This is a genomic window from Streptomyces achromogenes subsp. achromogenes (assembly GCF_000720835.1).
GTDB lineage: Bacteria > Actinomycetota > Actinomycetes > Streptomycetales > Streptomycetaceae > Streptomyces > Streptomyces achromogenes.
Genome location: NZ_JODT01000010.1, coordinates 77,804 through 102,776, shown reverse-complemented (window position 1 = coordinate 102,776; position 24,973 = coordinate 77,804). Strand labels below are relative to the sequence as shown.

General features: G+C 74.6%; 21 protein-coding genes and 1 pseudogene. 15 read left to right on the top strand and 7 right to left on the bottom strand.

What is annotated here, in order from left to right; all coding sequences use genetic code 11:
- Window positions 1-125: 125 nt before the first annotated feature.
- Entirely contained in the window at window positions 126-1,184 is a 1,059-nt protein-coding gene (locus tag IH25_RS0112105; protein WP_037654817.1) for a helix-turn-helix domain-containing protein, read from the bottom strand.
- A gap of 377 nt (window positions 1,185-1,561) precedes the next feature.
- Here IH25_RS0112105 and IH25_RS0112100 point away from each other — a divergent pair, with 377 nt between their 5' ends.
- Window positions 1,562-3,202 carry an alkaline phosphatase D family protein gene (locus IH25_RS0112100; protein WP_030607377.1) on the top strand — a complete coding sequence of 547 codons (1,641 nt, stop codon included), beginning with the start codon at window positions 1,562-1,564 and terminating at the stop codon, window positions 3,200-3,202.
- A 132-nt stretch (window positions 3,203-3,334) separates the two neighbouring features.
- Window positions 3,335-4,447 carry a hypothetical protein gene (locus IH25_RS38545; RefSeq protein ID WP_157846966.1) on the top strand — a complete coding sequence of 371 codons (1,113 nt, stop codon included), beginning with the start codon at window positions 3,335-3,337 and terminating at the stop codon, window positions 4,445-4,447.
- Between the two features lie 51 nt (window positions 4,448-4,498).
- On the opposite strand, the gene IH25_RS42810 is transcribed toward IH25_RS38545, so the two are convergent.
- Window positions 4,499-4,999, bottom strand: a complete 501-nt coding sequence (locus IH25_RS42810) for a hypothetical protein (RefSeq protein ID WP_030607372.1) — start codon at window positions 4,997-4,999, stop codon at window positions 4,499-4,501.
- Between the two features lie 382 nt (window positions 5,000-5,381).
- Here IH25_RS42810 and IH25_RS0112085 point away from each other — a divergent pair, with 382 nt between their 5' ends.
- The 4 genes from IH25_RS0112085 to IH25_RS0112070 all read left to right on the top strand — a co-directional run bounded on the left by IH25_RS0112085 (window position 5,382) and on the right by IH25_RS0112070 (window position 9,994).
- Entirely contained in the window at window positions 5,382-6,197 is an 816-nt protein-coding gene (locus IH25_RS0112085) for an ABC transporter ATP-binding protein (protein WP_030607369.1), read from the top strand.
- A complete protein-coding gene (locus IH25_RS0112080) occupies window positions 6,194-8,680 on the top strand; it encodes an ABC transporter permease (protein ID WP_030607365.1) in 2,487 nt (828 codons plus the stop codon). The genes IH25_RS0112085 and IH25_RS0112080 overlap by 4 nt, the downstream gene beginning before the upstream one ends.
- A 235-nt stretch (window positions 8,681-8,915) precedes the next feature.
- The gene (locus tag IH25_RS41910) at window positions 8,916-9,101 is read left to right on the top strand and encodes a hypothetical protein (protein ID WP_209445308.1); all 186 of its coding nucleotides are present in this window, start codon (window positions 8,916-8,918) and stop codon (window positions 9,099-9,101) included.
- Between the two features lie 80 nt (window positions 9,102-9,181).
- Window positions 9,182-9,994 (top strand): VOC family protein, encoded by an 813-nt coding sequence (locus IH25_RS0112070; RefSeq protein ID WP_030607362.1) that lies wholly within the window; start codon window positions 9,182-9,184, stop codon window positions 9,992-9,994.
- Between the two features lie 58 nt (window positions 9,995-10,052).
- On the opposite strand, the gene IH25_RS0112065 is transcribed toward IH25_RS0112070, so the two are convergent.
- The gene (locus IH25_RS0112065) at window positions 10,053-10,445 is read right to left on the bottom strand and encodes a hypothetical protein (protein WP_030607359.1); all 393 of its coding nucleotides are present in this window, start codon (window positions 10,443-10,445) and stop codon (window positions 10,053-10,055) included.
- A 170-nt stretch (window positions 10,446-10,615) separates the two neighbouring features.
- On the opposite strand from IH25_RS0112065, the pseudogene IH25_RS37485 reads away from it, so the two are divergent.
- The 3 genes and pseudogenes from IH25_RS37485 (at window position 10,616) to IH25_RS0112050 (ending at window position 12,979) form a co-directional block, all read left to right on the top strand.
- A pseudogene (locus IH25_RS37485) lies at window positions 10,616-12,182 on the top strand (Hsp70 family protein).
- Complete coding sequence (gene grpE, locus IH25_RS0112055; RefSeq protein WP_030607356.1) at window positions 12,179-12,760, top strand: nucleotide exchange factor GrpE; 582 nt, start codon at window positions 12,179-12,181, stop codon at window positions 12,758-12,760. The pseudogene IH25_RS37485 and the gene grpE overlap by 4 nt, the downstream one beginning before the upstream one ends.
- A gap of 30 nt (window positions 12,761-12,790) precedes the next feature.
- Window positions 12,791-12,979 carry a hypothetical protein gene (locus IH25_RS0112050; protein WP_030607353.1) on the top strand — a complete coding sequence of 63 codons (189 nt, stop codon included), beginning with the start codon at window positions 12,791-12,793 and terminating at the stop codon, window positions 12,977-12,979.
- A 31-nt stretch (window positions 12,980-13,010) separates the two neighbouring features.
- Here IH25_RS0112050 and IH25_RS0112045 read toward each other — a convergent pair whose 3' ends face one another.
- Window positions 13,011-13,331 (bottom strand): GatB/YqeY domain-containing protein, encoded by a 321-nt coding sequence (locus IH25_RS0112045; RefSeq protein WP_030607350.1) that lies wholly within the window; start codon window positions 13,329-13,331, stop codon window positions 13,011-13,013.
- 195 nt (window positions 13,332-13,526) lie between these two features.
- Between IH25_RS0112045 and IH25_RS0112040 the strand changes: the two genes are divergently transcribed.
- A complete protein-coding gene (locus IH25_RS0112040) occupies window positions 13,527-14,558 on the top strand; it encodes an SDR family oxidoreductase (protein ID WP_030607347.1) in 1,032 nt (343 codons plus the stop codon).
- 52 nt (window positions 14,559-14,610) lie between these two features.
- On the top strand, window positions 14,611-14,862 hold the full coding sequence (locus tag IH25_RS0112035; protein ID WP_030607345.1) for a hypothetical protein: 252 nt from the start codon (window positions 14,611-14,613) through the stop codon (window positions 14,860-14,862).
- A gap of 83 nt (window positions 14,863-14,945) precedes the next feature.
- Here the strand turns inward: IH25_RS0112035 and IH25_RS0112030 are convergent, their stop codons facing one another.
- Window positions 14,946-16,235 carry an ROK family transcriptional regulator gene (locus IH25_RS0112030; RefSeq protein ID WP_030607342.1) on the bottom strand — a complete coding sequence of 430 codons (1,290 nt, stop codon included), beginning with the start codon at window positions 16,233-16,235 and terminating at the stop codon, window positions 14,946-14,948.
- Between the two features lie 383 nt (window positions 16,236-16,618).
- Window positions 16,619-19,798: a bifunctional cytochrome P450/NADPH--P450 reductase gene (locus IH25_RS0112020; RefSeq protein ID WP_030607339.1), complete on the bottom strand. Its 3,180-nt coding sequence runs from the start codon at window positions 19,796-19,798 to the stop codon at window positions 16,619-16,621.
- 285 nt (window positions 19,799-20,083) lie between these two features.
- On the opposite strand from IH25_RS0112020, the gene IH25_RS0112015 reads away from it, so the two are divergent.
- From IH25_RS0112015 to IH25_RS0112000, 4 genes are all read left to right on the top strand, one after another.
- Window positions 20,084-20,725 (top strand): PAS domain-containing protein, encoded by a 642-nt coding sequence (locus tag IH25_RS0112015; RefSeq protein ID WP_030607336.1) that lies wholly within the window; start codon window positions 20,084-20,086, stop codon window positions 20,723-20,725.
- 100 nt (window positions 20,726-20,825) lie between these two features.
- Window positions 20,826-21,320 carry an FBP domain-containing protein gene (locus IH25_RS0112010; protein ID WP_030607332.1) on the top strand — a complete coding sequence of 165 codons (495 nt, stop codon included), beginning with the start codon at window positions 20,826-20,828 and terminating at the stop codon, window positions 21,318-21,320.
- Between the two features lie 114 nt (window positions 21,321-21,434).
- On the top strand, window positions 21,435-22,685 hold the full coding sequence (locus IH25_RS0112005; protein WP_030607329.1) for an FUSC family protein: 1,251 nt from the start codon (window positions 21,435-21,437) through the stop codon (window positions 22,683-22,685).
- 329 nt (window positions 22,686-23,014) lie between these two features.
- Window positions 23,015-24,232: a lactonase family protein gene (locus IH25_RS0112000; protein ID WP_209445307.1), complete on the top strand. Its 1,218-nt coding sequence runs from the start codon at window positions 23,015-23,017 to the stop codon at window positions 24,230-24,232.
- On the opposite strand, the gene IH25_RS0111995 is transcribed toward IH25_RS0112000, so the two are convergent.
- Window positions 24,200-24,925, bottom strand: coding sequence for a DUF2470 domain-containing protein (locus IH25_RS0111995; RefSeq protein ID WP_030607322.1), 726 nt, complete (start codon window positions 24,923-24,925; stop codon window positions 24,200-24,202). The two genes, IH25_RS0112000 and IH25_RS0111995, sit on opposite strands and share 33 nt — an antisense overlap.
- Window positions 24,926-24,973 lie beyond the last annotated feature (48 nt).

Below are 24,973 nucleotides of genomic sequence, written 5' to 3'. Positions count from 1 at the left end.
CTCACGCCGTACCGTGCGGTTGGCCTCAAGCCGGGCCCTCGACCAGGTCGGCCAGGCGTGGGGGTTCGCCGCGGGGCCCTCGGTGCAGGGCACCGTCGCCGGACGAGCGGCGGCAGCGGTGCGGGTCAGCCGGTGCGGACGAGGAACCGCTGGTCGGCCGCGTCGGTGCAGCGTTCTTCGATCGCCTCGGCTCCCTCGCTGGTGTCGTCGTCGGCGATGCCGATGCACCCGCTGCCGCCGGCCGGGCGGAGCCGGAACCCCTCGGCGCGGTCGGCGGCGGTCGGCTCCAGGCGGAACAAGGTGGCCCGGGCGCAGTCGTTCCGGGGTTCGAGCATGCCCTTGACCCGGCCGGTACTCATCACCGTCAGGCAGCCTCTCCCCTCCCGCGGGTGATGCCACTGGATGCGGTACAGGCCCCCCTCGGCGCGTTCGAGGTAGGTGCGGGGCACCGGGGCCTGGGCGCAGGGGAGTTGGACGGCGACGGCGCTGGCATAGGCACCGTCGCGGTCGCGTCCGTCGGTGAGGCAGAGGCCGGGTGTGCGGGCGGGACGGATGGTGACCCAGCCGTCGGCGGGGGGCCGGGAAGCGGTGTCCGGATCACCGGAGTCGCCGGAGAGGAACCATCCGGCGCCCACGGCGAGCGGCGGGACCACGAACAAGGCCGCGAGCGTGACCACGCGCCACCGGGACCGTCGTGACCGCGCGGCCACGGCTGCTCCGGTCCCGGCCGGAGCAGCCGTCCCGGCCGGAGCGGCAGCCCCGGTGATCGGCCCAGGGCTCGCGGGCAGGACGGACGGGGCGGACGGAGCGGACTGGGCCGCCGGCCCGGAGTTCGCGGGCCCGGCCACCGGCCCGGGATTCGGCGTCACGGCGGCCGGCCCGGGGACCGGGGCCCCGGCAGTGTCACCCGCGGCGATACGCTCCCTGGCGTCCAGCCAGGTGCCGGCCCGCGACCCGTCCCCGCAGGCGCGGACGAAGGCGGCCAGCACGTCGGGGCGCGGCAGGCTCGTGCGCCGCAGGATGTCGGCCAACGTGCTGCGCGCCAGCACGTCGCCGTTGCGGGCGGCGCGCTCCTCCAGATCGCGATACGTCAGCCCGGACCGCTCCTTGAGCTGCCGCATCAAGTCGATGAAACCGGCAGCGTCCCGGGCCTCTCGCGGCGACACATCCCCCAAGTCCGCCATGGAGGTCATGGTGCTGCGGCCTTGCCGCACGGACAACGACGGATTCCGCCATGCCCGGCCGTCAGGGGCGCGATCCGGCCAGGATTCCTGCGGCGCGGTGGGTGTCGCCCCGGGCACCCGGCCGGCCGGGCGGTGGTGAATCGTGCCCCCGATGCGCCGGAGCCGAACCGCGGCCCCGCGGCCTGGCACACCGGCCGACGGCACAGGAACGGACGGGACCGCGGGGGTACGGTTCGGCGTGGCTGGTGACGACCGACCGTCAAGGCACGCACGGTCCCGTCATGTGAGCGTCATGCGCCTGCCAGGCTCCTGCCCCGTCCCGGTAGTCACCGCCCTGTCAACTGCCCCTGCATCGACCGCGACAGGGGAGAGACCGGATGACACCCGCAGCACACCCGTCCCAGCACGCCCCCGAACTGCGCGCCGCCGCCCGGCACTTCGGCCGGCGCCGCTTCCTCACCGGCACCGGTGCCGCCGCCGCGCTCGCCTTCGCCGTGAACCTGCCCGCCGCCGGCACGGCCGCCGCCGCCGAGTTCGACGCCCGGAGAATCACCGAGGACCCCTTCACGCTGGGCGTGGCCTCCGGCGACCCGCTGCCGGGCTCGGTGCTGCTGTGGACCCGGCTGGCCCCGCAGCCGTACCAGCCCGACGGCGGACTGCCCGCGCGGCGCGTCACCGTGCACTGGGAACTGGCCCACGACGCGGGCTTCCGCCGGATCGTCCGGCGCGGCACCGCCCCGGCCCACCCCGAGTTCAGCCACACCGTCCACGTGGAGGTGCCGCACCTGCCGGCGGACCGCGTGTTCTATTACCGCTTCCGGGCCGGCGCGTGGCTGAGCCCCACCGGCCGCACCCGCACCGCCCCGCCGCCCGGCGCCCGGCCCGCCGCGCTCACCCTGGGCGCCGTCTCCTGCCAGGCCTACGCCGACGGCTACTACACCGCCTACCGCCACCTCGCCGAGGACGACGTGGACGTCGTCTTCCACCTGGGCGACTACCTCTACGAATACGCCGTCAACGCCACCGGCAACGACCGCCGTTACACCGACCGCACCCTCCCGTCCCACTACAACCACGAGACGGTGACGCTGGAGGACTACCGGCTGCGCTACGCCCTGTTCAAGTCCGACCCGGACCTGATGGCCGCGCACGCCGCGCACCCCTTCGTGGTCACCTGGGACGACCACGAGACGGAGAACAACTACGCCGACGACACCCCGGAGGACGGCGGCTCCGCCGAGGAGTTCCTGCTGCGCCGTGCCTCCGCGTACCGCGCCTACTGGGAGCACCAGCCGCTGCGCCGGCCCCAGTTGCCCACCGGATCCGACATGCGGCTCTACCGCCGCCTCCACTGGGGACGGCTCGCCCAGTTCGACGTCCTGGACACCCGCCAGTACCGCTCGGACCAGGCCTACGGCGACGGCTGGCAGTATCCCGGCCCGGAGTCCGAGGACCCGGCGCGCACGCTCACCGGCGCCACGCAGGAGCGGTGGCTGATCGACGGCTGGCGTGCCTCGCGGGCGCTGTGGAACGTCGTACCGCAGCAGGTCACCTTCTCCCGGCGGTACAACACCACCGCCACGCCGTCCAAGGTGTCCATGGACTCCTGGGACGGCTACCCGGCCTCCCGTGAGCGGGTCCTGGCGGGGGCCGAGGCCGCCGGCGTGGACAACCTCATGGTGCTCACCGGCGACGTGCACGTGCACTACGCGTTCGACATCAAGCGGGACTTCGACGACCCCGGTTCCCGGACCGTGGGCACCGAGATCGTCACCACGTCGATCACCAGCGGGCGCGACGGGGCGGACCGGCCGGGCAACTGGGCCACCTATCTCGCGGCCAACCCGCACATGAAGTTCTACAACGGACGGCGCGGCTATGTGACCGTCACCCTCGGACAGGAAGCGGCCCGCGCCGACTTCAAGACCGTCCCGTACGTCACCAGGCCGGGCGCACCCCTCACGACCGCGGCGTCCTTCGTCACGGAAGCCGGCGCCCCAGGACTCGAGCCGGCCTGACCCCCGGGCGGGCACGGCCGTCAGCACTCGCCGGGCCATCGCGCCGTGGGACCATCGCGCCGTCGAGCCAAGAACCTTCTTTTCCCTGGGCGAGCTCCCCATACTTGGCCCTACTTATCGGGGGGAGCAGGCATGGACACAGCGGGCTTGGCTTCGGCGGTGGTACCTCTCGTCGTGGCGGCGGTCACCGGTGCGGGGACCGCGATCGGCACGGAAACGGCGCAACTGGTATCCGGTCTGGTCAGGGAACGTCTGGGAGGCTCCGAGCAGGGCCGGGCGGCCCTGACGGGGCTGGACCGGGCCCCCGACGACTCGACAGCGGCCGACCGGCTCCACGCCGCACTGCGGGACGCCCTCGACACGGACCCGGAGTTCGCACGACGGCTGCTCTCCCTGTTCCAGGCGCCCTCGCCTCCCCCGCAGCCGCCGGTGCCTCCCGGGAGCGTGGTCATCGGGGACGGCAACCGGTTACGCGGCAGCCACATCTCCCTCGGTCCGCTGACGATTTCGACCACCCGCGGCGGCCCGGGCGCCCTGGTGGCCTTGGCCGCGCTGGTGCTGGCGATCGTGGCGCTCGCCGTGTACGGCGGCGTGCGGGCGGTCGGAGTGGACGACTCGCCCGGCCGGGAAAGCGGCACGGCGTCGCGGCAGGGCACCGGCGGGGAAGGGAGCGCCGGGGGCGCTTCCGCGGACGGCGCGGACAACTCGCTCACCGGCGGGCGGCTCCGCCCGGTGCTCAAGGACCGTGACGTGGTGAAGTCGGTCCTTCCCGGGCTGGACGCGGTGCCCGGCGGCTGGACCGAGGAATCCGGCGCGAAGGTGGTCGAAGCCGGCACATCACCGTGCCAGGGCGATCCGCCCGGCGTGTTGTTCTGCGGCAAGGCCGCGTACAAGGATCCCTCGACGAACAACGTCGCCGAGTTCGATGTCTACGCGTTCTCCGGTGTCGGTGCCGCGAAATCGGCCTACCAGTCGATAAGGAAGGAGACGCCGCCCTCGATGGCGCTGCCGGCCCTCGGGGACGAGAGTCACGCCTTCGACAGCCGGGGGAGCTCCTCCGACAAGACGGTGATGTCCGTGGTCAGGTTCGGCAGCGTCGTGGTCGGCGTCACCTACCGCATCGAGGCGGTGGACTGGACGGAGGCGTTCGGCGGCGACCATCTGGAGAACCTGACACGCATGCTCGTCGACCGTGCCCGGCAGGCGTGCGAGGGCCGGGCCCCCACCGCCCGGGCGGTTCTGTGAACGCGGACGGGGCCGGGACCCAGGCGGCCTACGGCCGGCCGGCCCGGCGGGTCACTTCTGTTCGCAGATGCGGGGTGCCGTGGCGTTCAGGCCGAGCAGGCGGAAGTAGTTCTCGCCGAGCGCGATGCTGCGGAAGGCTCTGTCGCCGAGGGCCTTGTTGATGCGGCTGGTCACTTCGAGTTCTTCCTTGGAGACGGCGTAGCTCTTGTCGCTCGACGCCACGAAGTCGGTGCCGGGGATGGCACGGGTGGGGAAGGCGTCGAGGAGGTCGGCGAACTCCCTCATCATCGGCGCCCACCCGGCGATGTCGGCGCTGCTCGCGGGTTCGTGGTGGTTGGGCAGCAGGGCGCCCTTGACGAGGTTGAGTTCCCCGGCCCAGCGGAAGAGATCCGGGTACTGTCGGTCGTACAGGTCGAGGGTCTCGGGAATCGTCTCCGGGTGGGCGAGGTAGCCGTTGAGCTCTTCGAAGGGGATGGCCTTGCCGCCGAAGGGGCGGTAGTGGAGGTGGCCTCGACGACCGAGGTGTCGGGGCTGGTGGCGCGGTCGAAGCACGGGGCGTGGGCGAGGGCCCGGCCGGCGCCGGCCGGTGAGAGGGCGACGGCCGCCGCGGCCAGGGCGGTGGCCGCAAGGACGGTCCGCTTGCGGAAAAGGGTAGGCATGCCGCGCTCCCACGGAGGCTGACCGCGTGGGGCCCGTGACGAGCCGCGACGCGTATGCGGACAAAACCTCGTGGACTGTGGGCGGCCGTCCCGCCCCAGGCGGGAGGGGCACGCCGGGCGTGCGCCGACGGGCCGGGCCCGTCCCCCGGGCCGACGGTCCTGGTCGGCGCCCTCGGGATATCCCCACCCCCGATCCGCCGGGAGCCTCCATGTCCCGCGTCGGCCGCGCTCCGTAGCGTCGAGGCATCGGCTGGGAAAGATCGAGAGGACGGACCATGAGGCTGCGCGGCGGCAAGCGGCGGAAGGCGGACGACCGGCTGGAGCCCCAGGGCACACCCGGTCTCGCCGTCGAACTGCGCGGGGTACGGCGGGAGTACGGCCGGGGCTCCCGTGCCGTGCACGCTCTCGCCGGCATCGATCTCGCCCTGCCCCGCGGCACGTTCACCGCCGTCATGGGCCCCTCCGGATCGGGCAAGTCCACCTTTCTGCAGTGCGCGGCCGGGCTCGACCGGCCGACGGCCGGCTCCGTGCGGCTGGGCGGTACGGAGATCACGGGCATGGGCGAGAACCAGCTCACCGAGTTGCGGCGCAGCCGCCTCGGTTTCGTCTTCCAGGCCTTCAACCTGCTGCCCTCCCTCACCGTGGAGCAGAACGTGCTGCTCCCGATGCGCCTGGCCGGGCAGCGCCAGGACCGCCGGCGGGCGGCGGCGATGCTCGCGCGGGTCGGCCTCGCCGACAAAGCCGGGCGCCGGCCCGGCGAGTTGTCCGGCGGCCAGCAGCAGCGCGTGGCCGTGGCCCGTGCCCTGATCACCGACCCGGACGTGGTGTTCGCCGACGAACCCACCGGCGCCCTGGACACCGGGACCGCCGCCGAGATCCTCGGCCTGCTCCGGCACGCGGTGGACACCCTCGGGGCGACCGTCGTCATGGTCACCCACGATCCGGCCGCCGCCGCGTGGGCCGACCGCGTGCTGTTCCTCGCCGACGGCGTCTTCGCCGGCGGCCTCGACCACGGCACGGCGGAGCGGATCGCGGCGCGCATGGCCGCCCTCACCTCCCGTACGGGCACGGTGGCGGTGGCCGCCGCGTGAGGAGCCTCGCCCCCAACGGCCTCGCCCGCGCGGCCGTACGCTTCAAACCCGCCTCGTTCGCCGGCACCTTCGTGGCGCTGATGATGGCCTCGCTGATCGTCTCCGCCTGCGGCATCCTCCTGGAGACCGGCGTCCGCGCCTCGGTCCCGCCCACGCGGTACGCGAAGGCGCCGGTCGTCGCGGCGGCGGACCAGTACGCCCGCCTCGTCACGGGCAGCGGGGACAGCCGCTCCGAGGAGGCGACCCCGCTGCCGGACACCGCCCGCGTGGACACCGCGCTGGCCGGCCGGGCGGCCCGCGTGCCCGGCGTCCGGGCGGCCGTAGCCGACTTCACGTTCCCCGTGCGCCAGGGCGACCGCGCGTTCACGGGCCATGGCTGGGGATCGCACGCCTTCACCGGAGCCGCGCTGCGCTCCGGGGCCGCGCCCCGCGCCGGGGAGGTCGTTCTCGACGCCGTCGCCGCACAGGCCGCGAGGGCCGGCGTGGGCGACACCGTCGTGCTCGAAACCGCCGCCGGACGCGCCGCCTTCCGCGTCTCCGGACTGGCGCGGGCCGGAGACGGCGACCTGGCCGGGGGCCCCGTGGGCTGGTTCGCCGACGCCCGCTCCCCCGCGCTCGCCGGGCATCCCGGCAAGGCCGACGCCATCGCCGTACTGGCGGACGGCGGGACGGACACCGACGCCCTCGCCGCCCGGGTGCGCACGGCGCTCGCCGGCTCCGGCGCCGAGGTGCACACCGGTGACGACCGGGGCGCCGTCGAGAACCACGGGCTCGGGTACGCGAAGGAAACGCTCACCGGGCTCGGCGGTTCCTTCGGCGGGATCGCCGCCATGGTCGCCGTCTTCACCGCCGCCGGCACGGTGGCCCTGTCCGTCGCCCAGCGCGCCCGGGAGTTCGCGCTGCTGCGCGCCATCGGCGCCACCCCGCGGCAGATCCGTCGCGCGGTCGCCGCCGAGGGGCTGCTCGTCGCGCCCGTCGCCGGGCTCGCCGGCTGCCTGCCCGGGATCGGGCTCGCGCACTGGTGGTTCGGGCAGTTGAGGGACCGCGGGGCCATTCCCGAGCCCGTGCGTCTGCATGTCTCCTGGATCCCGCTCGTCGTCGCCGTCGGCGCGGGGCTGCTGACCGCGCTCGCCGCCGGCTGGGCGGCCGGGCGCCGGCCCGCGCGGATCAAGCCGGGCCAGGCGCTCACCGAGGCCTCGGTGGAACGGCGGCGTCCGGGCGTGATCCGTACCGCGCTGGGTCTGGGCGCGCTGGCCGGCGGCGGGTTCCTCACCGCCGTCGCCGCCCGTTCGGCCGGGGAGGACGCGGCCAACGCCGCCCTGGGCGTCGTCATGCTGTTCATGCTCGCGGTCGCGTTGCTCGGTCCGCTGGTGGCGCGGCTGTGCGCGGCCGTGTCCGGGCTGTTGCTGGGCGGTCTGGGCGCGGCGGCCTCGCTCGCCGCCGCCAACTCCCGTGCCAACGCCCGCCGGCTGGCCTCCGCCATCACCCCGATCGTGCTGGCCATGGCCTTCGCCTCGACGCTCACCTTCCTGCACACGAGCGAAAGCCACGTCGCCGCCCGGCAGTTGAGCGCCGGCATCACCGCGGACCACGTCGTCACCCACCCCGCCGGCCTGCCCGCCGGATCCGTCGAGCGCGCCGCCCGCGCTCCCGGTGTGCAGGCGGCCGTGGGCCTGCTGGACACCCAGGTGCTGGTACCCGTCGGGTCGGGCGGTGCCCGCTGGTTGCAGGACGCGGCGGCCCAGGGGGTCTCCGGCTCCGGCGCACAGCTCGCCGAGGTCCAGGACCTCGATGTGCGCGACGGCGGCCTGGACCGGATCGGCCGGGGGCGGATCGCCATCGACACCACGCTCGCCACGTCGGCCGGGGTCACGGTCGGTGACAGGCTGCCGCTGTACCTCCCGGACGGCACCCGGGCCCGCCCCGAGGTCGTCGCCGTCTACGGCCGCGGGCTCGGCCTGCCGGCCGTGACCATGGACCGCGCGTCGCTGGCCGCCCACGTCTCCTCGGGTTTCGACGGCACGCTGCTGGTACGCGGCGGGGACGCGCGGCACCTCGCTCCGCTGGGCCAGGTCGCCGACGGGTCCGGTTACGCGGTTCAGCGGACCGCCGGCCGCGAGCTGAACGCCTGGGCGAACTACACGATGGCCGCGGTCCTGGGCGGCTTCGCCGCCGTGGCCGCCGTCAACACCCTGGTGATGACCGTCCTCGACCGGCGTCGCGAGCTCGGCGTGCTCCGGCTCGTCGGCGCCACCCGGCGCCAGGTGAGGAACATGCTGCGCTGGGAGGGCCTGCTGGTGGCGGGGGCCGGCGTGGCCTTGGGCACGGCCATCGCCGCGGCCACCCTGATCCCGATGACGCGCGGCCTGACCGGCGAGGACCCGTATGTGCCCCCGCTGGTGTACGCGGCCTTCGCCGCGGGCGCGGTGGGGCTCGGCGTGCTGGCGGTGACCCTGCCGGCGCGGGCGGTGCTACGGCGCTGAGGCCGGCCGCCCGGGTCCCCGGCCGCCCGCTCCTCGGCGACGAACGGCAGGCCGCCGCCTACTCTGCCTGGGCCGACGCGGTCTACCCCGAGACGGTCCCGACGGCCCGCCGCGCCGCCCTCGGCCTGGACGACGCGCCCAACCGGCTCAAGCGGGAGGAGGGCACCGGACCGGACGTCCGGCCGTGCGGCGGCGGGAGGCTCGCGGGGGCCCTGCTGCCCGAGACCACGAACTGGTGATCAGGAACTACCCGGGGGTGGCCGGCGCCGGCATCCCGGTCTTCGGCGGCGGCTTCGACCCCACCGCGTTCGCTGTCGCCGGGCGCACCGCCTTCCCCGACGGCGTCACCCTCACCCGCCTCACCCGCCACCGGCGACACGCGGCAGGAGCCGTTTCCGTGCGGGCGCTGTGGGTACGCTGACGGTTCAGGTTTCGCATTCCCGTCGGACATCGGTCTCACAGCGCTGGCGGTTGGGACACAGGAGGCCGGGCGCGATGGCCATGAATCACGGCAAGACACAGTCCTCCGGGGCCACGGACGCCGGCTCCACGGGCTCGTGCGGCGCACCGTGCTGGGTCAGCCTGACCAGTCACGATCTCGAGGCGTCACAGCGCTTCTACGGGGCCGTGCTCGGCTGGCGGTGGCGTCCGGCCGGGTCGGGCGATCACTTCCGTATCGCGCTGGCGGACGAGGCGCCGGTCGCCGGGATCGCCGTACTGCCCGCCCTGCGGCAGACGGGGGTGGCCTGGACGCCGTACTTCGCCGTCCCGGACGCCGACCAGGCCGCGGCGCGGGCCCGGGAGCGGGGCGGCACGGCGGGCGTGGGCCCGCTGCGGCTGCCGCCCGGCCGGGTGGCGCTCCTCTCCGACCGGCACGGAGCCACCTTCGGCATCTGGGAGGGGGAGCTGTTCGGGCGCTGGGAACCCTGGCGGCAGTCGGCACCGGCCCTCATCACCCTGCACACCCGCGACGCCTTCGACGCCGCCATGTTCTACGGCGGCGTCCTCGACTGGGCCTCGGACCGCCCCGGCAGCTGCGAGGTCGAGTACGAGGCCGACGAGGTGCTGCTGCGCAGCCGGGGCCTGGTCGTCGCGCGCATCGAGTCGGGGGAGTCGGACACGGCCCCCGACCCCTCGGTACGGCCGCACTGGCAGGTCACCTTCCTGGTGACCGATGTGCCGGGGTGCGCACGGGCCGCGGAGCGGCACGGCGGCGGGGTCCTGGAGGAGGGCGAGCACGAGGCCGTACTGCGCGACCCCGACGGCGCCCGGTTCACCGTGGCCACCGCGGCCGGGCTGCCGCCCGCCGGCTGATCGGGCGGCGGTCCGCCCGGCTCCGGGGACCTCACGGGCCCGGCGCGGTCCGGGAGCCTCACGGCTCGCCGGGTGCTCCCGGTGCTCCCGCCGTGGTGTCCTGGGGCCGCTCATGGCCGCCCTCGTCCGGGCGCGGCGCCGTCCGGCGGTCGGTGCGGTGCTGCTCGCGGGTCGTGGTGAGCCTCAGCCGGGGCGTGCCGGCCGGGCCGGGCGGCACGGGGACGGGCCGGCGGGCGGTGAGACGGCCCACCCAGCGGCGACCGCAGAGCGGGCAGGGCGGGGCGCCTTCGGGCTCGTAGGGGGACGGCACGCTGTCGCCGTCGCGGGTGAAGTACTCCCATTCGTCGCCGTTCTCGTCGCGGTAGTACTGCACGTCGTAATCGGCGCCGAACGTGTGCCAGCAGTGGCCGCAGGTGAATTCGACGCGCTCGACAGCCAGTTCGGTGATCATCGGCCTGCCTCCTTCCGACCCGGGCCCGCCTCCACAGCTACCCCCCACCCCAAAAGCTTGTAAAGAGGTGGAAACGCGGATTTCTTGACAAGCTGGCCTGAGGACCTTGTCCAGACTCTCGGTGACGTGTGTCCGCTCCGGGGTCTGGGACACGGAGGGAGGAAAGGGCCATGGCACGCGCGGTAGGAATCGACCTCGGCACGACGAACTCGGTGGTCTCGGTCCTGGAGGGCGGCGAGCCCACCGTCATCACCAACACGGAGGGCGCCCGCACCACCCCGTCCGTCGTGGCGTTCGCCAAGAACGGCGAGGTGCTCGTCGGCGAGGTCGCCAAGCGGCAGGCCGTCACCAACGTGGAGCGCACCGTGCGCTCGGTCAAGCGGCACATGGGTGACACGCAGTGGAGGTTTCCCGACACCGGGAGCGTCGACGGCAAGCGGTACACGGCCCAGGAGATCTCCGCGCGGGTGCTGCAGAAGCTGAAGCGGGACGCGGAGGCGTACCTCGGCGAGGACGTCACGGACGCGGTGATCACCGTACCGGCGTACTTCAACGACTCCCAGCGCACCGCGACCAAGGAGGCCGGGGAGATCGCCGGGCTGAAGGTGCTGCGGATCATCAACGAGCCCACGTCCGCCGCCCTGGCCTACGGACTGGACAAGGAGAACGACCAGACGGTCCTCGTCTTCGATCTCGGCGGCGGCACCTTCGACGTGTCGCTGCTGGAGATCGGTGACGGCGTGGTCGAGGTGAAGGCCACCAACGGTGACACCCGTCTGGGCGGTGACGACTGGGACCAGAGGGTCGTGGACCACCTGGTCCAGCAGTTCAAGAACCACTACGGCGTCGACCTGGCCAAGGACAAGATGGCCGTGCAGCGGCTGCGGGAGGCGGCGGAACGGGCGAAGATCGAGCTGTCGTCGTCCTCGGAGACCTCGGTCAACCTGCCGTACATCACGGCGTCCGCCGAGGGCCCGCTGCACCTGGACGAGAAGCTCACCCGCGCCCAGTTCGAGCAGCTGACCAGCGACCTCCTGGAGCGGTGCAAGGGTCCGTTCCACAACGCGGTCAAGGACGCCGGGATCAAGGTGTCCGACATCGACCACGTCATCCTGGTCGGCGGCTCTCGGCATGTTCGAGCTGACCGGTCTGCCGCCGGCGCCGCGCGGCGTCCCGCAGATCGAGGTCTCCTTCGACATCGACGCCAACGGCATCATGCACGTCGCGGCGAAGGACCTCGGCACCGGCCGGGAGCAGAAGATGACCGTCACCGGCGGCTCCTCGCTCCCGAAGGACGACATCGACCGCATGATGCGGGAGGCGGAGCAGCACGCCGAGGAGGACCGGCACCGGCGCGAGACCGCCGAGACCCGCAACCGTGCCGAGCAGGTCGCCTACCAGACCGAGAAGCTCCTGGGCGACAACGCCGACAAGATCCCCGCCGACATCAGGGGCGAGGTCGACGCGGCGCTGGCGGAGCTGAAGCAGGCGCTGAAGGCGGAGCCCGCGGACACCGCGGCCCTGCGGGAGGCCACGGACAAGGTCACCGCCGCCGCCCAGAAGGTGGGCACCGCCATGTACGCCCAGGCGCAGCAGGATCAGGGCGCGCAGGCGGCCGGCGGCGGTGCGGGCGGTGGCGGCGCGGGCGGTGGCGCGTCCGGTGCGGGCGGGCCGGACGAGGACGTGGTGGACGCCGAGATCGTCGACGAGGACAAGCGGCAGGACGGTGCCGGATGACCGGTCCGAGCGGCACCGGCCGCCGTGGCAGGCCCGCGCTGTCGGTCGTCGGGGACACCCGGCGGCGGGATCCGGGAAGCAGCCTGGAGCCGCGCCGTCGCGGCGAGGTCGAGCCCGCCCGGCAGCCGGCCCCGCCCGGCGACGAGGCCGCCGTGCTGCGCGCGCGGCTGCGCGAGTGCACGGCGGACCTGCGGCGTGTGAAGGCCGAGTACGACACCTACCGCAGGCGGGTCGGCCGCGACCGTCTGGCGGTCCGCGAGATAGCGGTGGCCAATGTGCTCACCGGCTTCCTTCCCGTCCTCGACGCCATCGACCAGGCCCGCAGGCAGGGCGAGGTCACGGGCGGCTTTTGGCGGGTGACCGAGGTCCTGGAGCGCGAGCTCGCGGCCCTGGGGCTGCGGTCGTTCGGCACGGCGGGCGAGCCGTTCGACCCGGCGGTGCACGAGGCCGTCTCCTGCGCGTGCTCCGTCGGCGTCCGGCAGCCCACCTGCGCCGTCGTCCTCCGCCCCGGCTACCGGGTCGGCGACCGGCTGCTACGGCCGGCCCAGGTGGAGGTGGCGGAACCCGTCGGGATGTGAGCCGCCTGCCGTGAGGAAGGAGTTGCCGCAGTGCTGTCCGCCGTCGTGATCCCCGCGATACTGCTCGCCGTCGTGCTCGCGCCCGGCGTGTACGAGGAATGGAAGTCCTACGTCCGCCAGACGCGGCTGCCGCTGCCCCCGGCACGGCGCTCCGTGCGCGGCCGGCTGGTCCACGGCACGCGGTTCGCGTCCTTGCGGAGGTGGTTGCGCCGTCGGTGACCGTGCTCCCGGAGTTCCGGGGCGGTGTGTCCTACGCGGGTCGCGGGCCGTCGAGGAGCCGGAGCAGTACGTCGGCCTCCGCGCGGAGCCGCGCGGCCCGGTCGGCGTGCGCCGACGCGGTCAACTGCGCGGCGGCATCGAGCCGTTCGCCGGCTTCGGCGCGTACGACGTCGATCACCTCGCGCTCGCTCAGCTCGCGCCGCGCGGCCTCGGTGGTGCCGGCGCCGACAGGTGACTGTTCCAGGGCGACGCCGCGCAGTGCCGCTTCGCTCACGGGCACCGCCTCGGCGTTGTCGAGCGCGGCCAGGGTCGCGCGCAGGGCACTCACGGCGGCCTTGTCACGGGCACGCATCGCTTCCGGCAGTGCCTGGCGCATACGAAGACGTAGAGACATACCGGTGACCCTATGTCCGTGTCCCGGCCGCCCTCAACGCGATAAGCCCCGTCGACGCGAGGCGGAGCCGCCGCCGCGCCGCGTGTGCGCGCCGGGTGCCCGGGTACCCGGGCGCTCGTCACAGCCCGGCCGTGCCGACGAGAGGAGCCGAAGGTGAGCAGCTCAGCGGGCAGCAGGGTGGTCGTGACGGGTGCCACCGGCAATGTCGGGACCAGTGTGGTGCGCCTGCTCTCCGAGGACCCCGAGGTGAAGTCGGTGCGCGGGCTGGCCCGGCGGACGCCGGCGTGGTCGCCGCCGAAGACCGAGTGGTCCGCCGTGGACCTGGGCTCGGACGAAGAGAACCTCGCCGAGCGGTTCGAGGGCGCGGACGCCGTGATCCACCTCGCGTGGGCGTTCCAGCCGACGCACGACCCGGCCCGGACCTGGCGGACCAATGTGCTGGGCGGCATCCGGGTGTTCGAGGCGGTCGCGGCGGCCCGGGTGCCGGTGCTGGTGCACGCCTCCTCCGTCGGCGCGTACTCGCCGGGACCGAAGGACCACGCGGTGGACGAGTCCTGGCCGACCCACGGCTGGCCGGACGCGGCGTACTGCCGGGAGAAGGCCTATCTGGAGCGCACGCTGGACGTGTTCGAGCGCGACCACCCCGAGGTGCGGGTGGTGCGCATGCGCCCGGCGTTCCTGTTCAAGTGGCAGTCGGCGAGCGAGCAGCGGCGGATCTTCGGCGGGCGGTTCCTGCCCGGTCCGCTGGCCCGGCCGGAGCTGCTGCCGTTCCTGCCGGACATCCCGGGGCTGCGGGTACAGGCGCTGCACACCGACGACGCGGCCGAGGCCTACCGGCTCGCGGTGCGCTCGGACAACGCCCGGGGCGCCTTCAATCTGGCCGCCGATCCCCCGCTGGACGCCGCCGTCCTGGCCGAGCTGCTCGGCTCCCGGCCGGTCCGGCTGCCGCGTACGGCGGTCCGCTCCGCGATCGCCGCCGCCTGGGGGCTGCACCTGCTGCCCGCGTCCCCGCACCTGTTCGACGCCGTACTGCGGCTGCCGCTGATGGACTGCGCGCGGGCGCACACCGAACTGGGCTGGCGCCCGCGGCGTACGGCGACCGAGGTGATCCAGGAGTTCCTTGAGGGCCTGCGGCAGGGCGGCGGGATGGAGACCGAGCCCATGCGGGGACGGAAGGTCGGCTGAGCGGGCCCCCGGGTCCGACGGAGGAGTTCCGACGGAGGAGTGGAGACACATCATGGCAGTGCGCGAACCCGGGTCCGGCGGCGAGGAGCGGCCGGTGCCCAGGGACATGCCCGACCAGCAGGTCGGTGCCGGGGAGGACCGGTGGGACATCACCACCCCGGGGCGGCCCGCCGAGGACGGGCCGGACGAGGGCGGCGAGGACACCGCGCCGGACACGGACGAGGCCGGTACCGGCCCCCGCGGCGCGCCCCGGTCGGGCACGGTGCATCCCGAACACCCCGGTCCGGACGAGTCACCGGCGTAGGCCCGCGTGCGGAACGCCGGTCCGGACGAGTCACCGGCATAGACCCGGCTGCGGGGCGCCGGTCCGTGAGGGTGTCACCGGGGTCAGTGCGGCGCCCTTTCCCTCAGGGCCGTGTGCCAGGTGGGCAGCGGGGTCTCGCCGGCCGGTTCCGGGCGGCGGCCGCCGCCGGCGAAGAAGTCGGCCAGGGGGAGGATCGCGGCGCCTACGGTCACCGCGTCCGGGCCGAGCCGGCCGAGGTCGATGGTCACCTGGTCGCCCGGATGGCGCAGGGCGTACGTGGCGGCGTGCCGGCGGACGGCGGGCAGGAAGCGGGTGCCCAGCTGGAGGCCCGCCCAGCCGCCGATCAGGATCCGCTCGGGCTGGAAGAGGTTGATCAGGTCGGACAGGCCGGCGCCGAGGTACTCGGCGGTCTCCTCCAGGACGGCCAGCGCGACCGGGTCCGGCGCGGTGCCCTCGGGCGGGTACGCGGCGGCGAGCATCGCGGTGAGCGCGGTCTCCTCGTCCGTGTTCTCCGGCGGCCGGCCGCCCTCCTCGCGCCAGCGGGCGAGCAGCGACTCGGCTCCGGCGTACGCCTCCAGGCAGCCGGGGGCACCGCAGCGGCAGCGCCGGCCGCGCACCCGTACCGTCAGATGGCCCCACTCCACGGCCCGCCCGTGCTCCACCTCGGGCGTGACCAGACAGGCGCCGACACCGGAGCCGAACAGCACGACCACGGCGTTGCGGGCGCCGCGCCCGGCGCCGAACCACATCTCGGCCTGGCCGAGGGTCTTGGCGCCGTTGTCGATGAGGTAGGGCACCCCGTCGGGCAGCGGGGAGGCGGAGCGCAGCAGCCGCTCCAGCGGGACGGCGTCCCAGCCGATGGTCTGCCCGTGGACGACGGCGCCCTGGTCTGGGGTGTGTTCGACGATGCCGGGGACGCCGACGCCGACGCCCAGCAGCCGGTCGGGGGCGGCCTGTTCGGCGGTGAGGACCTCGGCGACGCCGTCGCGGATGTGGCCGGCGATGACGTCGACGTCGTAGCCCTGTGGGGTCAACGGCATTTCCACCCGGGCCAGTTCGGTCAGGGCCAGGTCGAACAGCTCGACGCGGACGCGGGTTTCGCCGACGTCGACGCCGATCATCTGTCCGCTGTGCGGGGCGACGCGCAGCAGGGTGCGGGGCCGGCCGCCGTCGGAGTCGACGCTGCCGGCCTCCTCCACCAGGCCGTCCGCGATCAGGTCCGCGACCACGTTGCTGACCGAGCCGGAGCTGAGTCCGGTGGCCGGGCCCAGCTCGAAACGGCTGAGCGGGCCGTCGAAGTACAGTCGCTGGAGCACCGCCGTGCGATTGCCTCGTCTCAGGTCGCGTACCGTGCGTCCGTTGCGCCCCGCCATGTGGCTCCCTTCACGAACCGTGCCCGACCTGCAACATACTCCTTCGGGCAGCGGGGCGCGACATTACCCCACGCCTTAGTTCACGCTATGAGCTAAGCGGAACGCGTGATGTCCTCCAGCGCGGCGACGAGTTCCGCCCCGATGGTCTGCCGGGCCCACCGGCACCGGCCGGGACCGAACGTCCGGGGCACCGTCTCCACCAGCATGATCAGGGAGAGACAGGGCCGGCAGAGGGCGAGCCGGCGCAGCCGGCCCGGGGCCCGTGTGCACGGTGCGGGGCGCTGGGGCCTCGGCGGCGGCGCGGCGGAGCGTGCCCTCGGAGCGCGTCCTCCGGCGCCCGCCCCACCGCCTCTCCCGCCGCGCCCCTCCCCCGCGGCCCCGGCTCACCCGGCCGCGTACACGTCCTCCACGTAGCGTCCCTCCGCCACCAGCGAGTCGAGCCACCGCTCGGCCTGCGCGGCGTCGGCGTCCGGGGTGTGATCCCGGTACAGGGTACGGAACGCCTCGCGGACGCCGGGCGCCATGCGGGCGCCGTCGCCGCACACGTACACCCGCGCCCCGGCGCCCAGCAGTCGCCACACCTCGTCGGCCTCGGCGGCGATGCGGTGCTGGACGAAGGCGGCGCCGTTCACGGGGGCGGCGCTGAAGGCCGGGCGCAGCGCGATGGCACCGGCCCGCTCGGCGGCCCGCAGCTCGTCGGCGTGCAGATAGTCGGCGTCGGGCGCGTCGCAGCCGAAGTACAGCAGGGCGGGCGGGAGTGCGGCGCCGGAGCGGAGGGCGGCCAGTCGGTCGGCGACGGCGCCCCGGAACGGCGCGAGACCGGTGCCGGCGGCGACCATGACCACCGGCGCCGAGCCGTCGATACGGAACGCCTCGCGGCAGGGCTGCACCCGGGCGTACACGGTGTCGCCGGGCCGCAGGGAGGCGAGGTGGCCGGAGCCGGTGCCCCGGTAGCGGCCCTTGCCGGAGCGCGCCGGGGCGTCGAGCACGGAGACCATGAGGTCGGCGTGGCGGGCGTCGGCCGCGGGCGCGGAGGAGATGGAGTAGTGGCGGGGGCGCAGCGGGGTGAGCAGGTCGAGCAGGACCGGCCAGGCGAGGGCGCCGCGCAGCGCGGGGTGGTCCTCGGCCAGCTCCACCAGGGTCCGCGGGTCGTCGCCGGGCAGGGCGGCGAGGGCGGCGCGCTCGGGCGGGCAGGGGTTGGCCTCGGCGAGCAGGGCCCGCTGCCGGTCGGTCGGGCGTTCCTGCAACTCCACGTGGTGGGTGAGGAGTTCGCGTACCGTCAGCGGCCGGTCGACAGCGAGGCCGTCGCGGCGCGGACGGGTGGCCCGGATGTCCAGGACGGCGTCCGCGTCGAGACCGAACGCGGCGAGTGCCCGGTCCACCAGGTCCGGGGCGTTGGCGGGCAGCACGGTCAGGTGGTCGGCGGTGCGGTAGGTGACGCCCTCGGGCAGGGCGATGCGCAGGAACCGCTTGGTGCGGGGGTGGCCGGGCGCGGTGAGGTCGTGGGCCTCGGTGACGGTCATCGGGACCAGTCCGTGCCGTTCGGCGAGGGCGTCCAGCGGGCCGCCGGTCAGGGTGCGCACCGTGTAGGCGTGGGCGGGCTCCTCCGGGGTGCCGGGCCCGGCGTCCGGGTCGCCGTACTGGGTGAGCAGCGCGGTGCGCAGGCGGTCGGTGAACTCCCGTACGGCGCCGGTGAGATCGCCGGAGGCGTCGGCGGCGGCGCGCTCGGTGAGCCGGGTGGCGCCGAGTTCGGCGAGGCGGGCGTCGACGCGGGTGGGGACCTGCTGGTAGGTGGCGGCCCAGTTGCGGTCGCCGACGCCGAGGACGGCGTAGGTCACGCCGGTCAGGTCGGGGGTGCCGTCGAGCCAGGCGGTGAAGGCGGTGGCGTCGTCGGTGGGGCGGCCGTTGTAGGAGGCGGCGGTGATGACCACGGGCCGGTCGGTGGGCAGGCCGTCCGCGTAGGCGTCCAGCGCGGCGACCTCGGTGGCGCAGCCGACGGCGGCGGCCTCGTCGGCGAGCCGGGCGGCGAAGTCGCGGCAGGTGCCGTAGTTGCTGCCGTGCAGGAACAGGGCGCGGGTGCCGGGGCGGACCCGGGCCGGGAGCGTGTCCGGGGCCGGGGTGTCCTGAGCGGGTGCGGGCGCGGTGCCGGGCAGCGGGGCGTGTGCGCGGTCGGCGGCGGTGCGCGGGGTGAGCGTGAGGGTGAAGCCCTCGGGCTTGAGGGTGAGGGTCTCCTTCACGGTGAGCCGGTAGCCGGTGTGGTCGTGCAGCCGGTAGCGGTGGACCAGCAGGGCGAGCAGCATGGTCGCCTCGTGCAGCGCGAACTGCCGCCCGATGCACGCGCGTTCACCGGTGCCGAACGGCTTGTAGGCGTGCACCGGGCGGGCCGCCTCGGCCTCGGGGGTGAACCGCTCGGGGTCGAACAGCTCGGGGTTGTCGCCCCATACGGCCTGGCGGTGCAGCATCGGCGCGAGCACGGTGACGCCCTGGCCGGCGCGCAGCGGGATCCGGCCGCCGAGCAGGGTGTCCTCGCGGGCGTGCCGGCTGAACGCGGCGGCCGTCGGCCACAGCCGCAGCGCCTCGCCCAGGACCTGGCGGGTGTAGGCGAGCCGGCCGATGTCGTCGTACGTCGGCTCGGGGTCGGAGGCGCTGCCCCACAGCGCGTCGGCCTCGCGCTGGACGAGCCGGAGCACGGCGGGGTGCTTGGCGAGGTAGTACAGGGCGAAGGACATGGCGCCGGAGGTGGTCTCGTGGCCGGCGATCAGGAAGGTGATGACCTGGTTGCGGATGTTGGCGAGGTCCAGGGTGGTGCCGTCGGCGGGGTGCGGGGCGCTGAGCATCAGCCCGAGCAGGTCCTGCGCGCCGCTCTGGTCGGTGCCGGTGCGGGCGGCGATGACGTCGTCCACGACCCGGGCGAGGTAGTCGGCGTCGGCCCGGAAGGCGGCGTCGGCGGCCGTGTGGTCCCCGTCGGGCGTGCGGGCCAGGCGGGTCATGCTCCACTCCAGGCAGCGGACCATCGACTCCACGAAGGGGTGCGGTTCGGCGCGTTCGAAGGAGCCGAAGTCGTAGTCGAATCCGGCCAGTCCGATGGTGTCGAGCGTCATCCGGGTCATGTCGTCGGGCACGTCGACGGGCCGGCCGTCCCGGGCCGCGCGGTCCCAGGAGTCGATGAGGCGGCGGGCCACCTTCAGCATCACCGGGTGGTAGGTGCGCATCGAGCCGAGCGCGAAGGCGGGCATCAGGATGTCGTGCGCCTTCGCCCAGTTGGGCTCGTCGTTGTACGCGGTGAACAGGCCGTCGGCGGCGAACTCGCGGACGTTCTCCAGGGCGGGTCCGACGTGCTTGGCGAACCGCTCCTCGTCGGCGAGTTCGGCGACCAGGTCCGTGTCGGCGACGAACAGCGCGTCCCGGCCGTGCAGCCGGCGCACCAGCACCGGGCCGTGTTCCCGCATCAACCCCATCACCTGCTGGATGGGGGTCCGGCCGGGGCCGGTGGCGGTGATGTCGACGACGGGGACGCCGGGCCGGGTGGCGGCGGGCTCGGGGTGCAGTGCGGTGGGGGGCATGCGCGACAACTGCCTTTCGCGGGAACGGACTCCTGCGTTCCAGCGTGGTCGACGGGCGGGCCGGACCGGCGCCACGGCACTACACGATCGTGTAGGGGAAAGTCGGCGGCGGCCCTTGCGCATCGCGCGTGACCGGGCCGCGCCACCGGCTGTCCGGCCGGCGCCGGGCGCGGTGGGCGCGGTGGGTTCCGGCCGCTCCCGGAGGCCGTGTCCGGTGCCCCCGAGTTGCCGCTGACCTGCCTTTTCCTCTTTGATGGGCGGGCGGTCGGCGGACCGGGAGGTGCGATGGAGGCGGGACGGGCCGACGCGGTGACCTGGCGCAATCGCGCGCTGCTGGTGTTCGACCGCGTGTCGGTGCCGGTGGCGGTGTGCGATGTGTACGGCCAGGTGGTGCTGGCGAACCCGGCGATGGCCACGGAGTGCGGTACGACCCCGGGCCGGCTGCGCGGCCGGCAGGTGCTGGAGCTGTTCCGGCCGCAGGAGGCCGGTCAGGTGGAGCGGATCGCCGAGGCGCTGCGGCTGCGGCGCCGTTCCCGCTACCAGGTGTCGGTGTGCTGGCGGGCGCCGGGCGGGGCGGAGCGGTTCGGGGAACTGACCGCGGATCCGGTGAGCGACAGCGCGCAGGAGACACCGGCGCTGCTGGTGATGCTGCGGGTGCTGGGCGAGCGCACCGCGCCCGGGCCCGAGCCGGTGCCCACCACGGAGGTGGAGCGGCGGGTGCTGGCGCTGCTGGCCGGCGGGGCCACCACCGCCCGCGCCGCCCGTGAACTGGGGCTCAGCAGAGACGGCGTCACCTATCACCTGCGGCGGCTGTCGGCACGCTGGGGCGCCGCCAACCGCACGGAACTGGTCGCCCGCGCCTATGCCTTGGGCGTGCTGCTGCCCGGGGTCTGGCCCCCGAGGGCGCGGCCCGCGGACTCCGAGTAGCCCCGCCGGAAAACCATTAGCCCACTGAGTTGCGGCTAAATACGATAGCTGTCTGCCTAGGATCCCTAGGCAGCGTGCCGTCGTATCCGGAAGGACCCCCATGAGACCGCTCACCGAGCAGGACATCCGCTCCTCCTTCGTCAACTGCTCCAAAGGGGAGGCCAAGCGTCTGGCCGTGCCGCGTGACCTCGGTGAACGCCCCTGGGACGATCTGGACTTCCTCGGCTGGCGCGATCCCGGCGCGCCCGACCGCAGCTATCTGGTCACCGAGCGCGACGGCCGCCTCACCGGTGTGGCCCTGCGCTACCCGGCCTCGCAGCGCGGTTTCCTGCACCGCAGCCTGTGCTCGGTGTGTCTGACCACGCATCCCGGCGGCGGGGTGTCGCTGATGACCGCGCGGAAGGCGGGCGCGGCCGGCCGGGAGGGGAACTCGGTCGGGCTGTACATGTGCACCGACCTGGCGTGCTCGCTGTATGTGCGCGGCAGGAAGGTGCCGGAGTCCGGTGTGCGCTTCGAGGAGAGCCTGACCCTGGAGGAACAGATCGCCCGGACCCGGGGCAACCTCTTCGCCTTCCTGGACAAGCTGTACGGCTGAGAGCCGTCGGGTCCGCCGGGAGCGGTCCGGCGGCCACGCCGTGACGGGCGTGGCCGGAAACAGACCGCGAACGGCCACGTTCGACCTGCCCGGGGAACGGGAACAGGCCAAAGGATGATCAACGTACGGAAGTGGACCTCGGAAGCGCAGCGGGTGCTGAGGCGCCGGCGGGAACCGGCGGTCGTCCAGACGCTGCGCTCGGCCGGGGCTGCGTCGGTCGCCTATGTCATCGCGCTCCGGCTGAGCCCCGAGCCGGCCCCGCTCACCGCGCCGCTGACCGCGCTGCTGGTCGTGCAGGTGACGTTCTACGCCACGCTCACCAACGGCATCCGCCGGGTGAACTCGGTGGTCGCCGGTGTCCTGGTCGCCATCGCGTTCAGCGTGCTGGTGGGTCTGACCTGGTGGAGCCTGGCGCTGCTCATCGTCGCCGCGCTGGGCGTGGGCCGGCTGGTACGGGTGGACGAGTACACGGCCGAGGTGGCGATCAGCGCCATGCTGGTGCTCGGCGCCACGGTCGGGTACACCGCGTGGGCCCGGATCGTGGAGACCCTGATCGGCGCGGCCGTCGGCACCGCCTGCAATCTGCTGCTGCCACCGCCCGTGTGGGTGGACGAGGCGGGCCGGTCCATCGAGGGTCTGGCCCGGCGGGTGCGTCAGCTGATGCTGCGGATGGGCGAGGAGGCCGCGGGCCGGGTGCCCTGGCAGCGGGCGGCCGAGCGGCTGCACGAGGCGCGCCGGCTGGACCACGACATCACGGGGGTGGACGCGGCGCTGCGGCAGGCGGAGGACAGTCTGCGGCTCAATCCGCGGGTCAAGGAGGGGCTGCTGCACCGGGTGGTGCTGCGCACCGGTCTGGACACGCTGGAGATCTGCACGGTGGTGCTGCGGGTCCTGGCCCGCTCCTTCACCGACCTGGCGAAGGCCCGGGGCTCACAAGACCTGTTCCCGCCCCGGGTGGGGGCGACCGTGGAGCAGCTGCTGTCGGAGATCGCCGACGCGGTGGTCAGCTTCGCGGTGCTGGTGACCACGGATCTGAGCCAGGACGCCGAGTCGGCCGAGGCCCGGCTGTCGGCCGAGCTGCACACGGCGGCCGGCACCCGGGACCGGCTGGCGGAGCTGCTCCGGGAGGAGATCGCCAAGGACTGGACGGACTGGCAGCTGCTGGGTGCCGTGCTGACCGAGACGACCAGGATCATCGACGAGCTGAACACCGAGCACCGCACCCGGCGCCTGCTGGAGGAGCTGGACCGGGTCTCCCGCGAGCACCGGTCCAAGCTGCCCCGGCTGGCCCGGCTGCGCGACTGGCTCGGCGTCCAGGAGGAGCTGTGGCGCAATCGCGCGGGCCTCGGCAGCCGTTCCCGCTGAGGGACGCGGGGGCCGCCCGGGCGCCACACGGTGGCCCCGCCCGACGTGCACGGGCAGGACTACCGGACCGCCCCGGCGCCACACGCGCTGCCCCGCCCGGCAGGCACGGCCAGGACTACCGGAGCCACCCCAGCGCCACACGCGCTGCCCCGCCCGGCAGGCACAGGCAGGACCACCGGAGCCACCCCAGCGCCACACGCGCTGCCCCGCCCGACAAGCGCGGCCAGGACTACCGGAGCCACCCCGGCGCCACACGGGTTGCCCCGGCCGACGGGTGCGGGTCAAGGTGTCCTGTCAGGAGCGGGCCGGCCGACGACCTGAGGTGGGGCATGGAGACGCAGTCAGGGGCTTCCGCGCGGAGCCGGGAGCGCGACGGCGGGTGGACCAGGCGCCGGTTCGTCGGGGCCGTGGCCGGCACGGCGGCGGTCACCGCGTGCACGGCCCGGGTGACTCCGCCGGCGGACACCCGGGCGACGCGGGGTGCGCCGGAACCCGCCGCGCCGTCCCGGGGCGGGCCGGGCCCGCGCCCGCTGTACCTGGGCACCTACACCTCCGTGGCGGGCGGCGGCACCGGCATCGGCATCGCGTCGTACGACCCCCGGTCGGGCCGGATCACCGGGGCGGGCACGCTGACCGGGGTCTCCGACCCGTCGTATCTGGCCGTGCACCCGGACGGTCGTACGCTGTACGCGGTGGCGGAGCGGCAGGACGGCGCGGTGACGGCCGTACGCCTGGCCGACCGGCGGGTCCTCGGCACCCGGAGCACCGGCGGCGCCGGTCCCTGCCATCTGTCGGTGCATCCCACCGGTCGCTGGCTGCTGAGCGCCGACTACGGCTCGGGCAGCGTCTCGGTGCACCCGATCGACGCCTCGGGGGCCCTGGGCGAGCGCACCGACCGGGTCACGCACACCTCCCCGCCGCCCGGCCCCGGCCAACAGGGGCCGCACGCGCACCAGTTCGTCACCGGTCCCGACGGCCGGCACGTGCTCGCCGTCGACCTGGGCACCGACACCGTCTACACCTACCGTCTCGATCCGGTGCGGGGCACGCTCACGGAGGTGGCACAGGCGCACACGCGGCCCGGCGCGGGCCCGCGCCATCTCGCCTTCCACCCCGGCGGCCGGTACGCCTACCTGGCCAACGAGGTGGACGACACGGTCGCCGTGTGCGCCTACGACCCGCGCTCCGGGCGGCTGGACATCGGCGCGCCGCAGCCGACGGGCTCGGACGGCACCGCGAACTATCCGGCGCAGCTCGTGGTGACGGCGAACGGCCGGTTCGCGTTCCTGGCCAACCGGGGCCACAACAGCCTCGCCCGGTACGCCGTGGAGTCGGCCGGGGCCCGGCTGCGGCTGCTGGGGACGGTGCCGGTGGGCGGGGACTTCCCGCGGCAGATCGCCCTCTCCCCGGACGGCCGGCTGCTGTTCGCGGCGAACCAGCGCTCCGGCACGGTCACCGTCTTCCACGTCGACGCGGACACCGGGCGACTGAGCCGGGCCGGCGAGCCGTTCGCGTCACCCGTCGCCGTCTGCGCGCTGCCGCTGTAGCGCCCGGGGGCAGCCCGCTGCGGCGGCCTGGGCCAGCAGGGCGTGGACGCGCTCGCTGAGCTGGGACACGTCGTCGGCGGGCGTGTGGAAGGGCAGCCGTACGTCACCGTGGGCGCGGGTGCGTTCGATGCGCAGGGTCAGTCCGTGCCGGTCGACGGCGAGCGGCACCACCCGGGTCGCGGCGTGCAGGCTCTCCGGCCGCACCAGGCGGCTGAGCCGCTCGACGGCGTCCGGGTGGGCGTCGGCGAGGTGGGTGAGCAGTCGGGCCTCGGCCCCGGCGAGGGGGTCGGGCCGGGCGGCGCAGAACTCGTCGAGGTCGACGACGACGGGCCCGGAGGCCCGCCGGAGCACCACGCGGGTGGGCTGGAAGAGCAGGGCGCCCTCGGACGGGGCGAGCCGGCCGGAGAGCCAGAGCCGGGCCCGGACGCGGTTGCGCACCGGTACGGGGGCGACGTCGGCGAACTCCAGCAGGGCGGAGGGTTCCTGGCGCGGGGCGCACAGGGCGGCGGCGAACAGCCCGCTGTCGTCGGGCACCGTCAGCCGCACCCGGCCGTCCTCGGTCACGGTGTGCGCTCCGGCGTACTCCTCGCGCACGCCGTCCGCGGTCACCGCGCACGACCACGCGACGGACAGCACCGAGCGTGCCCGTTGCGCCGCGCCGGGGGCGGCCGTCCACTCCTGCGTGTCACCCATCCGAGACCTCCTTAGGTAAGCCTTGCCTAACCTATCGGAGTTCGGGGC

Excerpts from the sequence above, each read along its gene's own strand:
- IH25_RS0112105 (WP_037654817.1), bottom strand. The coding sequence starts at position 1,184 with ATGGCGGACTTGGGGGATGTGTCGCCGCGAGAGGCCCGGGACGCTGCC.
- IH25_RS0112100 (WP_030607377.1), top strand. The coding sequence starts at position 1,562 with ATGACACCCGCAGCACACCCGTCCCAGCACGCCCCCGAACTGCGCGCC.
- IH25_RS38545 (WP_157846966.1), top strand. The coding sequence starts at position 3,335 with ATGGACACAGCGGGCTTGGCTTCGGCGGTGGTACCTCTCGTCGTGGCG.
- IH25_RS0112085 (WP_030607369.1), top strand. The coding sequence starts at position 5,382 with ATGAGGCTGCGCGGCGGCAAGCGGCGGAAGGCGGACGACCGGCTGGAG.
- IH25_RS0112070 (WP_030607362.1), top strand. The coding sequence starts at position 9,182 with ATGAATCACGGCAAGACACAGTCCTCCGGGGCCACGGACGCCGGCTCC.
- IH25_RS0112065 (WP_030607359.1), bottom strand. The coding sequence starts at position 10,445 with ATGATCACCGAACTGGCTGTCGAGCGCGTCGAATTCACCTGCGGCCAC.
- grpE (WP_030607356.1), top strand. The coding sequence starts at position 12,179 with ATGACCGGTCCGAGCGGCACCGGCCGCCGTGGCAGGCCCGCGCTGTCG.
- IH25_RS0112045 (WP_030607350.1), bottom strand. The coding sequence starts at position 13,331 with ATGCGTGCCCGTGACAAGGCCGCCGTGAGTGCCCTGCGCGCGACCCTG.
- IH25_RS0112035 (WP_030607345.1), top strand. The coding sequence starts at position 14,611 with ATGGCAGTGCGCGAACCCGGGTCCGGCGGCGAGGAGCGGCCGGTGCCC.
- IH25_RS0112030 (WP_030607342.1), bottom strand. The coding sequence starts at position 16,235 with ATGGCGGGGCGCAACGGACGCACGGTACGCGACCTGAGACGAGGCAAT.
- IH25_RS0112020 (WP_030607339.1), bottom strand. The coding sequence starts at position 19,798 with ATGCCCCCCACCGCACTGCACCCCGAGCCCGCCGCCACCCGGCCCGGC.
- IH25_RS0112015 (WP_030607336.1), top strand. The coding sequence starts at position 20,084 with ATGGAGGCGGGACGGGCCGACGCGGTGACCTGGCGCAATCGCGCGCTG.
- IH25_RS0112010 (WP_030607332.1), top strand. The coding sequence starts at position 20,826 with ATGAGACCGCTCACCGAGCAGGACATCCGCTCCTCCTTCGTCAACTGC.
- IH25_RS0112005 (WP_030607329.1), top strand. The coding sequence starts at position 21,435 with ATGATCAACGTACGGAAGTGGACCTCGGAAGCGCAGCGGGTGCTGAGG.
- IH25_RS0112000 (WP_209445307.1), top strand. The coding sequence starts at position 23,015 with ATGGAGACGCAGTCAGGGGCTTCCGCGCGGAGCCGGGAGCGCGACGGC.
- IH25_RS0111995 (WP_030607322.1), bottom strand. The coding sequence starts at position 24,925 with ATGGGTGACACGCAGGAGTGGACGGCCGCCCCCGGCGCGGCGCAACGG.